Here is a 16,500-nt window from a genome sequence, read left to right as displayed (position 1 = left end):
TGATTTAGTAGTTCTAAAAAGAAGGTGAATAATGAGCAAAATTCGATCAAGTAACTCTATAGCATCTATTCAACGGAAAATCAAAGAAAGAAGAGGTCAAGGCCACTTTTCGGAATATAAACCTTGGTTGACTGTACATGATGTACCTTCAATAGGGATAGTTACTCGAATGCTTGGTTGGAAAAGTGGTCGACTTCACCATTATCTGTCTGAACACTTTGAATTGGCACATCATTACCAAATGGAGTGTTCAGAGCAAGTGATTGATATTCGCGAACCATTTCCTTTATTACCCCTAGATAAAACCCTCTATATTGCACAAAAGTTAGGCATTAAACATCCAACTGACCCCAAGAATAAGCTTCCCATCATTATGACTACAGATATGTTACTTACAGTAAAACAAGAAGAAAGTATAAAATTTATTGCACATTCTATCAAACCTTCTAACAAGTTGACAAAACGAGTTGTAGAGAAATTACAGATTGAAAAAGAGTTCTTTAAAGACCAAAAGATAGAGTGGACACTTATTACGGAAAGGCAGATAAACTGAGAATATCTACAGGGGAGATCTCCCAAATCGACCGGCACCCCGCCTGAATGTCGATACGCGTCGAATTCCTCGATTGATGGCAAACCATTCCCAGCATTTCTTCTCCATTCGACTTTTTAGGCAAAATATTAACAACTTATGTTGGACAGACCAAATTCAACTAAAGTTTTACTATACATTCTTGGAAATTTTGATATAATTCTACATAGGTTATCTTCCCAATTATGATAGAAAATAGAATTGTATGGTTTTTATACCTATCCATGCTGTGCCCGAGAGACCAATCCACTGGCTACCCAGCAAGTCGGCATGCGGGGACCGACAATTGTGGAAAATGACAGCCGAGAATATGTTGCTTCATGACGTCAGAAGGTTCAGAAAGGACGAAGCCAACCTTATCCCAATTCCGATGGAGGATGAAGCGCGTGAGCATTTTTGAAAAGCTGGAATTCACCGCCAATCCAAGGGCTGTCCCGTTCATGCCATACGGAGCATTCTTTGAGCCTCATGCAGCACCATCGTCACATCTAATCGTCAGGAAAAGCTCACTACCCCACAGCCGGATCTTTACTTATCCACACCAGGCGAGGAAATACACAAATCGTACATAGAGTGTATCAATATCCCTTAAACATAGGCTTCGACAAAGGCAGCTCCAGTGCCGAATCCGGAGGTAAGGCCGACTTCCTGCTGGCCGGCCGGAACCCTACAGCAAGCCTTACAACGATGGGAGGAACATCCCTTGTCCACCCCCAAATCCAATTCCGAACCCAATGTAAAACCAAAGCCCGTCTTCGGGCGGCTCGTCCGCAGCAAGCATATTGAAGCAGAGGAGCCGGAAAGCCGCATCTCTTGCGTAGAACGATGCTCATTGTTGTCTTTCACGCATGGGAGCCGAGCGGGACAGCTACTAGGCAGAGGATTGCCGCATGCGATCAACCGGCAAGCGAAGCGGTGACCTGGCGAAAGCCATTGACATTGTTGTCACATGTTTGAAAAGGCGGGGAGCGAGGCTGGAGCGTTGCTGCGGCATATGCCCGCCGGATTGCTTTTACCGATGAAGAGAGGGGAACGATCCAGATGGCTTTTGAAAAAGAAACGTTGTTTTGGAACGAAAAATTCGGTAGCGACGATTATACCTTGACGAGGCTGCCTTACAGCAAAGCTCCAAGCTCCCTGGCGCCCATTATGACAACCGTCGGCGGGACGCTTTCGGAGGAAGTGGCGCAGCGCGTCCTTCAAATGAGCAAGGGCGCTCCGCTGGCCGCTTTTATGATTTTGCTCGCCGGTGTTCAGTCACTCTTACATAAATATACAGGTGCTTCTGACGTTCTGGTCGGCATGCCGGTTGTACGGAAACCGACGGAGACGCGCCGATCCGTTAATCACACGATCATTTTAAAAAACTCGCTTTCGGCGGGTGCGACTTTTAAAACGCTTCTGAGCGAGCTGAGGACTTCCTTGCCGGAAGCGATTCAGCATCAACATATTCCGTTCTTGAAAATGACGGAGAAGCTGGACCTGCAATATGCAGACGGGATACCCGTCGTCCATACGCTAGTATCCCTTAAGGAGCTGCATCTGGACGAAATCAGGCAAAACGTGGTCACGGATTGTTCCTTTGAATTCAGCTTAACCGGCGGGACGATACAGCTAGCGCTGTCATATAACGAGCACTTATATGACTCCGAGTTCATGACTCGGGTCGTCGGCCATCTGAATCGTCTGCTGGCCGTGGGGCTTCACGAGTTGGAGCTGGACATCGTGCGGGCGGACATGCTGTCGGAGGACGAGAAATTTCAATTGTTGCAAAGCTTTAACGATACCGAGAAGGAGTATCCACGTGATCGGACGATTCATCAGCTCGTGGAGGAGCAGGCGAAGCGGGTGCCCGAAGCGACGGCGGTTGTCTTTGAGGGGCGGCGGCTTTCGTACGCGGAGCTGAACGAACGGGCGAACCGGCTGGCGCGGACGCTGCGATCGGTCGGCGTGCTGCCCAATCAGCTGGTAGGCTTGATGGCTAGGAGATCGCTGGAGACGGTCGTTGGCATTCTGGCGGTTCTGAAAGCTGGCGGTGCTTACGTGCCGATCGACCCGGAATACCCGGAAGAACGCATCCGCTACATTCTGGAGAACTCGAACGCGCAGCTGCTGCTGACTCAAAGGGAGCTGCTGCAGCAGGTGCCGTTCGAAGGGACCGTGGTGGCGCTGGATGACGAGCAGGCCTACAGCGACGATGGCTCGAACCTGGAGCCGGCCAGCGGTCCGAACGATCTGGCTTATGTCATCTATACATCAGGTACGACGGGCAAACCCAAAGGGGTCATGCTGGAGCATCGCGGGCTAGTCAGCCTGAAGCTGACGTTTGCCCATACGCTTCACACGACCGAACAGGATCGAGTGCTGCAATTCGCCAGCCTATCGTTCGATGCGTCGTGCTGGGAGATGTTCAACGCTCTGTATTTCGGGGCGGCCTTATATATACCGTCAACCGAAACGATTTTGGATGATCAGCTGTTCGAACGTTTCATGAACGAGCATGCAATTACGATCGCCACTTTGCCGCCAACTTATGCGGCTTATTTGAATCCAGACCGCCTGCCGAGTCTTAGCAGGCTCATCACGGCGGGCTCTGCCGTTTCATCCGAATTCGTGCAGCAGTGGAAAGACAAGGTACAGTACTATAACGCGTACGGTCCGACGGAAGCCTCGATCGCCACATCCGTGTGGGCGGCGTCTACGTATGACACCGAACGCAGAGCGATACCGATCGGACGTCCGATCTGGAACCATCGCTTGTATATACTGGGCGCACAGAATCAGCTGGCGCCTATCGGAGTAGAGGGAGAATTATGCATCGCGGGCGTCGGCCTCGCCCGGGGATATTGGAACCGGCCGGATCTGACGGCGGAGAAATTCATCGAACACCCGTTTGAGCCCGGAGAGAGACTGTACCGGACGGGCGACTTGGCCCGCTGGCTGCCGGACGGAAATATTGAGTACTTGGGCCGGATTGACCATCAGGTGAAAATCCGTGGATTCCGGATCGAGATCGGTGAGATTGAAGAGCAGCTTCTGAAGATCGACTCCGTGCAGGAGACGATCGTAATCGCGCGGGAAGGCAAAAGCGGGCAAGAACTGTGCGCTTACCTGGTCGCGGGCCGCCCGCTTACGCTCGGCGAGCTGAGAAGCGCGCTGGCGCAAAAATTGCCGAATTACATGATTCCGGCGCATTTTGTTCAGCTTCCGCGGATGCCGCTCACGCCGAACGACAAAATCGACCGCAAGGCTTTGCCTGCTCCGGAAGGAAACGCGCTGACTGGCGGCGCGTACGTAGCTCCCCGCAATGAAGCCGAGCGGACGCTTGCCGATGTGTGGCAGGCGGTATTGAACGCTGATCGCGTTGGGGTAACGGATCATTTCTTCGAGCTGGGCGGAGACTCGATCAAGTCCATTCAAGTATCTTCGCGGCTTCATCAAGCTGGGTACAAGCTGGAAATTCGGGATTTGTTCAAATATCCGACTATTTCACAGCTCAGCCTGCATGTGAAACCGATCGGACGTACCATCGATCAAGGCGAAATAACGGGTGAAACGGCGCTGACGCCGATTCAGCATTGGTTTTTCGAGAGCTCCTTTGCGGACCCGCATCATTTCAACCAGTCGGTGATGCTGTACAGGAAGGAACGCTTCGACGAAGAGACGGTGCGTCAGGTGCTGCAAAAGCTGGCTGAGCATCATGACGCCTTGCGGATGGTGTTCCGCAAGACGGAACAAGGGTTTAGCGCGCGGAACCGCGCGATTCAGGAAGGCGGGCTGTTCACGCTGGATGTGTTCGACTTCAAGGATGCGGAGAATACCGCGCAGGCTGTGGAAGCGAAGGCAACGGACATTCAAGCGGGCATCGATCTGGAGAACGGGCCCCTCGTGAATGCGGGACTGTTCCGGTGCGCGGACGGCGATCATTTGCTGCTCGCGGTTCATCATGCCGTGGTGGACGGCGTGTCTTGGCGCATTTTGATGGAGGATTTCGCCCTGGGTTACGAGCAGGCCGGCAAAAGCGAGGAAATTCGTTTCCCGGCGAAAACGGATGCGTACCGCACTTGGTCCGAGCAGCTGGCCGCTTACGCGCAAAGCCCGGAGATGGCGAAGGAACGGGCCTATTGGCAGGCCGTGGAACAAATTGCGGTTCCGGCCTTGCCGAAGGATCTGGAGGCGGACGTTACGACGCAGCAGGACAGCGAATCGCTGTTCGTGCGTTTGACTCCTGAAGAAACGGAGCTGCTGCTGAAGCGGGTTCACCGGGCCTACAACACCGAAATGAACGATATTTTGGTAACGGCGCTCGGCATAGCTGTTCGCAAGTGGACGGGACACGAACGGGTGCGGATCAATCTCGAAGGACACGGACGCGAATCGATCGGAACGGATATCGACATCACGCGCACAGTCGGCTGGTTTACGACCAAGTTTCCGGTCGTCCTGGAGCCGGAAACCGACCGGGATTTGGCCTATCAGATTAAACAGGTCAAGGAAAGCTTGCGCCGCATTCCGAACAAGGGGCTTGGGTACGGCGTATGCCGCTATCTCTCCAAATCGGAGGATGGCTTTGTTTGGGGCGCAGAGCCGGAAATTAATTTTAACTACCTCGGCCAGTTCGACGATGATGTCAATCAGGACGAGATCGGCATATCTTCTTATTCCAGCGGCAGCCCGGCCAGTGACCGGCAGGCCCGCAGCTTTGTGCTGGATATCAACGGCATGGTGCTGGACGGCGCTTTATCGCTCGATCTCAGCTACAGTCGGAAGCAGTATCGTAAGGAAACGATGGAAGCCTTCGCTCAGCGGCTTGAGCAAAGCCTCCGAGAACTCATTACCCACTGCGCAGGCAAAGAAAACACCGAATTGACGCCGAGCGACGTGCAATTTAAAGGCTTGACCATCGCGGAATTGGAGCAAATCGCCCAGCGCTCGGGCCATCTCGGGGAAATCGAAAATATTTACTCGCTTACGCCGATGCAGAAGGGCATGTGGTTCCACAGCGCGCTTGACCAGCAAACGTCAGCTTACTTCGAGCAGACGCGGTTTACGATGCGGGGAGCGCTCGACGTCCAGCTTTTCGAGAGGAGCTGGATGGAGCTTGCGAAACGTCATCTGGTGCTGCGGGCGAATTTTGTGAAAGGACCAGCGGGCGAGCCGCTTCAAATCATATACCGCGACAAGTCGGTCGGCTTTGAATATGAAGAGCTGCTTCATTTGCAGTCGGACGAGAAACAAGCGTACTTGGATAAAAAAGCTGAGGATGACAAGCTTCGCGGCTTCGACCTGGAACATGACGCGCTCGTTCGGGTTACGATCCTGCGCACCGAAGAGCAAAGCTATCATGTGCTGTGGAGTTTCCAGCATATTTTGATGGACGGCTGGTGCCTGCCGCAGCTGACGCAGGAGCTGTTTGAGACGTACTCGGCCTTGGCATCCGGCAAGCAGCCAGCGGGAGATAAGGGATCGGATTATGGCGCCTATATCGAATGGTTGGAGAAACAGGACGATCAGGCGGCATCCGGCTATTGGACGGCATTCCTGGCAGGTTATGAAGGGCAAACCGTACTCCCGGGACAAAAGGAACCGGCGCCAAACGGCAGATTTACGGCTGATCACGTCACCGCCGAGCTGGGCAAGGACTTGAGCGAGCGGATGGACCGGGTGGCGAAACAGCGCCTGGTTACGGTCAATACGCTGCTGCAAGCCGCTTGGGGCGTGATGCTGCAAAAATATAACGGAACAAACGATGCCGTATTCGGCAGCGTCGTGGCCGGAAGACCGGCGGAAATCCCGGGCATCGAGTCCATGATCGGGCTGTTCATCAATACGGTGCCGGTCCGCGTCACGAGCGAAGCGGACACCGTGTTCGCCGACCTGATGGCGAAGCTCCAAGAGCGGGCGCTGGAGTCCGGGCGCTATGATTACTATCCGCTGTATGAAATTCAAGCCCGCAGCGTGCAAAAGCAGAACCTGATCAACCATATCATCGCTTTCGAGAACTATCCGGTGGACGAGCAGATGGAGCAGGCGGGCGACCAGCAGCACGGCGACCTGACGATCGCTGACGTTCAGATGGAGGAGCAGACGAACTATAACTTCAACGTGACCGTGGTGCCGGGAGTCGAGATCGAAATTCGGTTCGACTTTAACGCCGAAGTGTTCGATAAAGACAGCATCGAGCGGCTCAAGGGGCATCTGGTCCATCTGCTGGAGCAGGTGACGGATAACCCGGAAATTACAGTGGGCGAGCTGGAACTTGTGACGGAGGCGGAAAAGGCCGACCTTCTCGGACGTTTTAACGACACCACCACGGAATTTCCGCGCGGGAAGACGCTCATTCAATTGTTCGAAGAGCAGGCGGAGCGCATCCCGGATGCAGCTGCCATCTCCTTGAATGAGCAAGAGCTGACCTACCGCGAGCTGAACGAACGCGTCAACCGCCTTGCCCGTACCTTGCGTAGCCAGGGGATATTCAAAGGCCGTCTGGTCGCCATTATGGCTGAGCGTTCCATCGAAATGGTGGTGGGCATGCTGGCGGCACACAAAGCCGGAGCGGCTTACGTACCGATTGACCCGGAATATCCCGAGGAGCGTATCCGTTTCTTGATCGAGGATTCGGGAGCGCAAGTCATGCTGACGCAAAGCCGCTTGCGCGAGCGCCTGGCGGGTTCGGACTCCGTGATCTTACTGGATGACGAGTCCTTCTATCACGAGGACGGCACAAATCTTAATCCGGGCACCGAAGCGACAGATCTGGCTTGCGTCATCTATACGTCAGGTACGACGGGCAAGCCGAAAGGCAACCTTGTTTCGCACCGCAACATCGTGCGGATCGTGCGAAATACGAATTATATCGACATCACCGAGCGGGATCATGTCCTCCAGCTTTCGAGCTATTCGTTCGACGGAGCGATTTTCGATATTTTCGGCGCTTTGACCAACGGGGCGCGGCTGGTGCTGGTTCCCCGCGAGACTTTGCTGGAAATCGGCCGGCTGGCGGATCTCATCCAGCACGAGCGCATCTCGGTCATGCTGATTACGACGGCATTCTTCAACGTCCTTGTAGATGTGAACGTCGACTGCCTGCGGGATGTCCGGGCGATTTTGTTCGGAGGAGAGCGCGTGTCGGTCGGCCATGTGCGTAAAGCGCTCGCCCATATCGGACCGGGCAGGCTCACCCATCTGTACGGCCCGTCGGAAAGCACGGTTTATACCACGTACCTTCCGGTCGACTTTGTCGATGAGTCGGCGGTTACCGTACCCATCGGACGGCCGATCAGCAATACGACGGTGTATATCGTCGACAGCCGGAATAAGCTTCTGCCGATCGGCGTGGCCGGGGAGCTTTGCGTCGGCGGAGAAGGCTTGGTACGGGGCTACAATAACCGGCCGGAGCTGACGGCGGAGAAATTTGTGGACAATCCGTTTGTGCCGGGAGAGCGCATGTACCGGACGGGGGATTTGGCGAAATGGCTGCCGGACGGCACGATCGAATACGTGGGACGGACGGACGACCAAGTGAAAATCCGCGGCTTCCGCATTGAGCTGGGCGAGATCGAAGCTCAGCTTCAAAAAGTGGAGGGAATTCGGAAAACGACGGTATTCGCGAGGGAAAACGCCTCCGGCGAGAAGCAGCTTTGCGCCTATTATGAAGCGGACTGCGAGCTTCCGGCGGCCGAGCTGAAGAGCGTGCTTTCCCAGGAACTTCCGGCCTATATGATCCCGGCGTACCTGATCCAGTTGGAGCGGCTCCCGCTGACGACGAACGGCAAGGTCGACCGCCGGTCCCTCCCGGCGCCGGAGGAGAGCTTGCAGCCGGGCGAAGGACGTACTCCGCCTCGGACTCCGCTGGAAGCCAGCTTGGCCGGAATTTGGAAAAGCGTGCTCGGACTGGTGCACATCGGCGTTCATGACAACTTCTTCGACCTGGGCGGCCATTCCCTGCGGGCGACGACACTGGTGAGCAAGGTGCATCAGGAGCTGAACGTTGAGTTGCCTCTGCGCGACGTATTCCGCTACTCGACGATCGAAGAGATGGCTCTCGCCATCTCCCGGATCGGAGAGCAGTCGTTCTCGTCGATTCCGCTGGCAGGCGCAAGAGCATATTATCCGCTTTCCTCAGCTCAGAAGCGGCTGTTTATCCTGAATCAACTGGAAGGGGCCGATCAGAGCTACAACATGCCGGGCGTGTTGCTGCTGGAAGGATCGATTGACCGGAGCCTGCTGGAGAAGGCTTTCCGCGGACTGATCGCACGGCACGAAACGCTGCGAACCGGCTTTGAGATTGTACAAGGCGAAGCAGTACAGCGCATTTACGAGAGCGTCGACTTTGCCGTCGAGTACCGTCGTGCGAGCGAGGAAGAAGCACCTGAAGTCGTGCAGGCCTTCATCCGGCCTTTCGACTTGGCGAAGCCTCCGCTGCTGCGGGCGGAGCTCGTAGAGCTGGCAGCCGAACGTTATTTGCTGATGTTCGACATGCACCATATCGTCTCCGACGGGGTTTCGATGGACGTGTTAGTCGAGGAACTCGTTCGTTTGTACGGTGGCGAGTCATTAGAGCCTTTGCGCATTCAATACAAGGACTATGCGGTATGGCAGCAGTCGGACGAGCAAAAAACGCAGTTGAAACGCGAGGAAGCTTACTGGCTGGACCGTTACCGGGGCGAGCTGCCGGTTCTGGAAATGCCGACGGACTATCCGCGTCCTGCCGTGCAGAGCTTTGAGGGACAAACGCTGACGTCCTTCGTGGACGAGGCAACGAACGAAGGCTTGAAGCAGCTGGCCGCTCAAAGAGGAACGACGCTGTATATGGTGCTGCTTGCGGCATATACCGTGCTTTTGCATAAATACACAGGTCAGGACGATTTGATCGTCGGAACGTCGATTGCGGGCAGAACGCACGGAGACATGCAGCCTTTGATTGGAATGTTCGTCAATACGCTGGCGCTCCGCAATTATCCGGCTTCGGAGAAGACCTTCCTGTCGTATCTGGAAGAAGTGAAAGAAACGACCTTAGGCGCTTACGAGCATCAGAATTATCCGTTCGAAGAGCTTGTCGATAAAGTGCAGGTCAGCCGGGATTTGAGCCGCAACCCGCTGTTTGACACGATGTTCTCCCTGCAAAACTTGGAGGATAAAGAGTTTGAGCTGGAAGGGCTGAAATTGTCCCCGTACCCTAGCGAATACGGTACGGCCAAGTTTGACCTGAGTGTGGATGTTACGGAAGAAAACGGCGGCCTGGAGTGTAGCTTTGAATTCGCAACGGCTCTTTATAAAGAAAGCACGATCCGGCGGCTGTCGACTCATTTCGGACATTTGCTTGCGGCGATCGTAAGCCGTCCGGATGCGAAGATTGCCGTGCTGAACTTGTTGACGGCAGAGGAAAAAGGGCAAATTCTCGGCACGTTTAACCCGGCGCAGCCGGAATCGGCTCCTGCGGCCGCGTTCCATTGGCTGTTTGAGGAACAATCGGAGCGCACGCCGGAAGCGGAGGCCGTCGTGTACGAGAACGACCGGCTGACGTATGCGGAGCTGAACGAGCGGGCAAACCGCTTGGCGGCTATGCTGCGCGCAAGCGGCATCGGCCGGGAGTCGATCGTCGGCATTCTCGCCGAGCGTTCGGTGGAGTTGCTGGTGGCCGTGCTGGCCGTCTGGAAAGCGGGCGGGGCGTATGTGCCGCTCGACCCGGATTATCCGGCGGAGCGCGTGCGGTTCATGCTTGAAGACAGCGGAGCGAAGGTACTACTGACGCAAACGACGCTGCGAGAGCGTGCCGAAGACTGGCTCGGCGAAGAGGAGCTGGCGCTGGAGGCGGTGCTGTACCTGGACGACGAAGCGTCGTACAGCGAGGAGCGGGCGAATGCGCCGATTGGCTCCGGCATGGTCTCCGGCAAGCTGACGGATGCTGTGGACGACGGCGATGAGAGCCATCAGAATGTTGGCACCGACAGCTTCCATGAATGCCGTCCGGAGGACCTGGCGTATGTGATCTATACGTCGGGAACGACGGGCAAGCCGAAGGGCGTGATGATCGAGCACCGCAGCCTGGTGAACACGGCGGCGGGCTACCGGCGGGAATACCGGTTGGATCAGTTCCCGGTGCGCCTGCTGCAGCTCGCCAGCTTCTCGTTCGACGTGTTCGTGGGAGATATCGCGCGGACGCTGTACAACGGAGGCACGATGGTGATTGTGCCGAAGGACGACCGGATCGATCCGTCTCGTCTGCACCACTGGATTGAGCGGGAGCGGGTCACCATCTTCGAATCGACGCCGGCGCTGATCGTGCCGTTCCTGGATTACGTGCACGAGCAGCGGCTGGATATGAGCTGGATGGAGCTGTTGATCACGAGCTCGGACAGCTGCAGCGTGGCGGATTACCGGACCTTGCAGGAACGCTTCGGCTCGTTGTTCCGGATCATCAACGCATACGGCGTGACGGAAGCGACGATCGACTCAAGCTTCTACGACGAGGAGCTGGTGAAGCTGCCGCAGACAGGCCATGTGCCGATCGGCAAAGCGTGGCTGAATGCGAAATTCTACATCGTGGATGCGCATCTGAATCCGGTGCCGGTCGGGGTTCTGGGCGAGCTGGTCATCGGCGGAGTCGGAGTGGCGCGCGGGTACTTGAACCGTCCGGAGCTGACGGAAGAGAAGTTCGTAGACAGCCCGTTCGCCGCGGGCGAGTGGCTGTACCGCACGGGAGACTTGGCGCGGTGGATGGAGGACGGGAACGTGGACTTCATCGGCCGGATCGACAACCAGGCGAAAATCCGGGGCTACCGGATTGAGACGGGCGAGATCGAGTCGCAGCTGCTGCGGGTGGAAGGCGTGCGCGAAGCGGTGGTGCTGGTACGAAGTGACGCGAACGGGCAGAAGGCGCTATGCGCGTATTACACGCCGGATACCGGAGCGGAGCTGGCGGTGAACGATTTGCGCAGCGCGCTGGCGCAGGAGCTGCCGGGCTACATGATCCCGTCGTACTTCGTGGAGCTGGAGCGCCTGCCTCTGACGCCGAACGGAAAGATTGACCGGAAGGCGCTGCCGGCGCCGGAAGGGGAAGCGGGAAGCGGAACGGAGTACGTCGCACCGCGCAATGAGCTGGAAACGAAGCTGGCGGCGATTTGGCAGGAGGTGCTGGGGCTTGCGAAGGAGATTGGCGTTCACGACAACTTCTTCGACATCGGCGGCCACTCCCTGCGGGCGACGACGTTGGTCAGCAAGATTCATAAAGAGTTGAACGTGGATCTGCCGCTGCGCGACGTGTTCCGCCATTCCACCATCGAGAGCATGGCGGCCGCCATTTCCCGGCTGGATGAGCAGACATTCGTTGCCATTCCGGTGGCGGATGACCGAGAGGTGTACCCGCAATCTTTTGCTCAAAAACGTCTCTTTATCCTGAATCAACTGGAAGGCGCGGAGCTTAGCTACAACATGCCGGAAGCGATGCTGCTGGAGGGTGCTTTGGACCGGGCAAGGTTCGAAGAAGCGTTCCGTAAGCTCGTGGCGCGGCATGAAACGCTGCGCACCGGGTTCGAAATGGTGGATGGCGAAGCATCGCAGCGGATTTTCCAGGACGTGAATGTTGCCGTGGAGTTCTATCGAGCGGATGAGCAAGAGGCCGAAGAGACGGTTCGCCGTTTCGTCCGTCCGTTTGACTTGGCGAAGCCTCCGCTGCTGAGGGTAGGCCTTGTCGAGCTGGCTCCGGAACGCCATATTCTAATGTACGACATGCATCATATTATTTCCGACGGCGTCTCGATGGAAATCTTTGTTGAAGAATTCGTCCGCTTGTACGGCGGCGAGCAATTGGAGCCTCTGCGCATTCAGTACAAAGACTACACCGTTTGGCAGCATTCGCAGGAGCAGAAGGAACGGCTTCAGCGTCAGGAGGCGTACTGGCTGGACATGTTCCAAGGCGAGCTTCCGGTGCTGGAAATGCCGACCGACTATCCGCGTCCGGCCGTGCAGAGCTACGAAGGCCAAACGCTGGAGTTTTTCCTCGACGCTTCGAAAACCGACGGCCTGAAGCAGCTGGCCTCGGAAACGGGCACGACGCTGTTTATGGTGCTGCTTGCGGTGTATAACGTCCTTCTGCATAAATATTCAGGTCAGGAAGACGTGATCGTCGGTACACCGATTGCCGGAAGGAATCATGGAGATGTGCAGCCGTTGATCGGGATTTTCTTAAACACGCTGGCTATCCGCAGTTATCCGGCTTCGGAGAAGACATTCCTGTCATACCTGAACGAAGTCAAAGAAACGACCCTTCACGCCTTCGAGCATCAAAACTATCCGTTCGAAGAATTGGTGGACAAGGTGCAAGTCACCCGTGATTTAAGCCGCAATCCGCTCTTCGACACGCTGTTTACGATGCAGAATACGGAGAACGAGGAATTTGAGCTGGAAGGGCTTCGCCTGATTCCTTATCCGAGCGTACTGGATACCGCGAAGTTTGATATCAGCTTGGATGTGGGCGAGGAGAACGGCGGTTTGGATTACAGCTTCGAATATGCGACGGCTCTCTACAAAAGGGAGACGATCGAACGGCTGGCGAAACATTACGAGCAGCTGCTCGTAACGATCGTAAGCCGTCCGGATGCGAAGATTGCCGAGCTGAACTTGTTGACGGCAGAGGAAAAAGAGCAAATTCTCGGCGCGTTCCACCCGGCGCAGCCGGAAGCGGCTCCTGCGGCCGCGTTCCACCGGCTGTTCGAGGAACAGGCGGAGCGCACGCCGGAAGCGGAGGCCGTCGTGTACGAGAACGACCGGCTGACGTATGCGGAGCTGAACGAGCGGGCGAACCGCTTGGCGAGTACGCTGCGCGCAAGCGGCATCGGCCGGGAGACGATCGTCGGCATTCTCGCCGAGCGTTCGGTGGACTTGCTGGTGGCCGTGCTGGCCGTCTGGAAAGCGGGCGGGGCGTATGTGCCGCTCGACCCGGATTATCCGGCGGACCGCGTGCGGTTCATGCTCGAAGACAGCGGAGCGAAGGTACTGCTGACGCAAACGGCGCTGCGAGAGCGTGCCGAAGCATGGCTCGGCGAAGAGGAGCTGGCGCTGGCGCTGGCGGCGGTGCTATACCTGGACGACGAAGCGTCGTACAGCGAGGAGCGGGCGAATGCGCCGCTGGAAGCGGATGATCACTTGCACGAATGCCGTCCGGAGGACCTGGCGTACGTGATCTATACGTCGGGAACGACGGGCAAGCCGAAGGGCGTGATGATCGAGCACCGCAGCCTGGTGAACACGGCGGCGGGCTACCGACGGGAATACCGGTTGGATCAGTTCCCGGTGCGCCTGCTGCAGCTCGCAAGCTTCTCGTTCGACGTGTTCGTGGGAGATATCGCGCGGACGCTGTACAACGGAGGCACGATGGTGATTGTACCGAAGGACGACCGGATCGATCCGTCTCGTCTGCACCACTGGATTGAGCGGGAGCGGGTCACCATCTTCGAATCGACGCCGGCGCTGATCGTGCCGTTCCTGGAGTACGTGCACGAGCAGCAACTGGATATGAGCCGGTTGGAGCTGTTGATCACGAGCTCGGACAGCTGCAGCGTGGCGGAATACCGGACCTTGCAGGAACGCTTCGGCTCGTTGTTCCGGATCATCAACGCCTACGGCGTGACGGAAGCGGCGATCGACTCAAGTTTCTACGACGAGCCGCTGACGAAGTTGCCGCAGACAGGCCATGTGCCGATCGGCAAAGCGTGGCTGAATGCGAAATTCTACATCGTGGATGCGCATCTGAATCCGGTGCCGGTCGGGGTGCTGGGCGAGCTGGTCATCGGCGGAGTCGGAGTGGCGCGCGGGTATTTGAACCGTCTGGAGCTGACAGAAGAGAAGTTCGTAGACAGTCCGTTCGCCGCGGGCGAGCGGCTGTACCGCACGGGGGACTTGGCGCGGTGGATGGAAGACGGCAACGTGGACTTCATCGGCCGGATCGACAACCAGGCGAAAATCCGGGGCTACCGGATCGAGACGGGCGAGATCGAGTCGCAGCTGCTGCGGGTGGAAGGCGTGCGCGAAGCGGTGGTGCTGGTTCGAAGCGACGCGAACGGGCAGAAGGCGCTATGCGCGTATTACACGCCGGATACCGGAGCGGAGCTGGCAGTGGACGATCTGCGTGGCGCGCTGGCGCAGGAGCTGCCGGGGTACATGATCCCGTCGTACTTCGTGGAGCTGGAGCGCCTGCCTCTGACGCCGAACGGAAAGATCGACCGGAAGGCGCTGCCGGCGCCGGAAGGGGAAGCGGGAAGCGGAACGGAGTACGTCGCACCGCGCAATGAGCTGGAAACGAAGCTGGCGGGGATTTGGCAGGAGGTGCTGGGGCTTGCGAAGGAGATTGGCGTTCACGACAACTTCTTCGACATCGGCGGCCACTCCCTGCGAGCGACGACGCTGGCGGGCAAGGTATTTAAGGAATTAAACGTCAACCTGCCGCTGCGCGACGTATTCCGTCACTCGACGATTGCGGCGATGGCCGAGGCGATCGCCCGGATGGAACGGCGGGAGCATGAGGCCATTCCTCAAGCGGAGGAGAGAGAGTACTACCCTCTGTCCTCCGCGCAGAAACGGCTGTTCATTCAGCACACGCTGGATGGAGCGGATCAGCTTTACAACATGCCGGAGCTGGTGCAGGTGGAAGGTGAGTTTGATTTAGAGCGGTTGGAAGCCGCCTTGCGGAAATTGATAACACGGCATGAATCGCTGCGCACCGGTTTTGAAATCGTGAAGGGCGAAGCGGTTCAGCGGATTTACCCGCAGGTCGATTTTGCTATTGAGCATCATCAAGCGGATAAAGAGGATGCGGCTCAAATCGAGCAGATCGTCCGCAGCTTCATTCGTCCGTTTGATCTCGGCAAGCCGCCGCTGCTGCGCGCTGGGGTCATCGAGCTGGAGCCGAACCTGCATATTCTCCTTTTCGACATGCACCATATGGTGTCCGACGGCGTATCGATGGCGATTGTGATCGATGAGTTCTCGAGTTTCTACGCCGGGGAAGAACTGCCGCCACTGCGCATTCAATACAAGGATTATGCCGTTTGGCAGCAGTCGAAGGCCCACCGAGAGCGGATCGGGCGGCAGGAAGCGTACTGGCTGCAAACCTTCGAAGGCGAGCTGCCGACAGCGGACCTGCCGATGGACTACGAACGGTCCGCGGCTCGCAGCTACGAAGGCGCGCATCTGGAGTTCGACGTCGAAGCTTCTCTTTCTGCGCGGCTGCGCGAATTGGCGGCCGAGCGTGAAAGCACGCTGTTCATGGTGCTGCTTGCGGCTTATACCGTGCTGCTGTCCAAGTACAGCGGGCAGGAGGACTTGGTCGTGGGCACCCCGGTGGCGGGAAGAACGAATGCCGATTTGGAACCGGTCATCGGGATGTTTGTCAATACGCTGGCGATCCGCAATCGTCCATCGGGCGACAAAACGTTCTTGTCCTACCTGGAAGAAGTGAAGGAAACGGCTTTGGGTGCTTTCGAGAATCAGGATTATCCATTCGAGGAGCTCGTGGAGCGTTTGAATGTGAAGCGGGAGCCGGGCCGCTTCCCGCTGTTCGATGCCGTTTTCGACTTGCAAAATATCGAAGAACGAGACGCCGAGCTGGAAGGGGTCAGCCTGAAGACTTACGAGCTTGACCATTTGGAAGAAGCGAAGTTCGATCTGACGCTGTTTATGTATGAAAACAACGGGGCGCTGAGCGGGGGCTTCTTCTACGCCACCAAGCTGTTCAAAGAAGCGATGATCCGCACCTTGACCGAGGATTACCTGCGGGTACTGTCTCAAATTGCGGAAAATCCACAACTCGAGCTAAGTCGGATTGAATGTCATAAACCGGCGGCAGGCGCAAAGAGTGCCGTCGATACGATCGAATTCGCGTTCTAATCCTACAAGCGCGCCTCCGCCTT

General features: G+C 56.8%; 3 protein-coding genes. All 3 read left to right on the top strand.

Going from position 1 to position 16,500, the window contains the following annotated elements:
• Positions 1–31: 31 nt before the first annotated feature.
• The 3 genes from NSQ68_RS22355 to NSQ68_RS22345 all read left to right on the top strand — a co-directional run bounded on the left by NSQ68_RS22355 (position 32) and on the right by NSQ68_RS22345 (position 16,477).
• Positions 32–553 (top strand): TnsA endonuclease N-terminal domain-containing protein, encoded by a 522-nt coding sequence (locus NSQ68_RS22355; protein ID WP_342427223.1) that lies wholly within the window; start codon positions 32–34, stop codon positions 551–553.
• Between the two features lie 742 nt (positions 554–1,295).
• Positions 1,296–1,511: a hypothetical protein gene (locus tag NSQ68_RS22350; RefSeq protein ID WP_342427222.1), complete on the top strand. Its 216-nt coding sequence runs from the start codon at positions 1,296–1,298 to the stop codon at positions 1,509–1,511.
• A 122-nt stretch (positions 1,512–1,633) separates the two neighbouring features.
• The gene (locus tag NSQ68_RS22345) at positions 1,634–16,477 is read left to right on the top strand and encodes an amino acid adenylation domain-containing protein (RefSeq protein ID WP_342427221.1); all 14,844 of its coding nucleotides are present in this window, start codon (positions 1,634–1,636) and stop codon (positions 16,475–16,477) included.
• The last annotated feature ends 23 nt before the right edge of the window (positions 16,478–16,500 follow it).

The organism is Paenibacillus sp. FSL L8-0158, assembly GCF_038592965.1.
Lineage (GTDB): Bacteria > Bacillota > Bacilli > Paenibacillales > Paenibacillaceae > Paenibacillus > Paenibacillus polymyxa_D.
Note: the sequence above shows the minus strand (reverse complement) of the source record. Positions and strands in the feature narration are given on the sequence as shown.

Bases quoted from the DNA above. Each gene is read 5' to 3' on its own strand.
- NSQ68_RS22355 (WP_342427223.1), top strand. From the start codon at position 32: ATGAGCAAAATTCGATCAAGTAACTCTATAGCATCTATTCAACGGAAA.
- NSQ68_RS22345 (WP_342427221.1), top strand. From the start codon at position 1,634: ATGGCTTTTGAAAAAGAAACGTTGTTTTGGAACGAAAAATTCGGTAGC.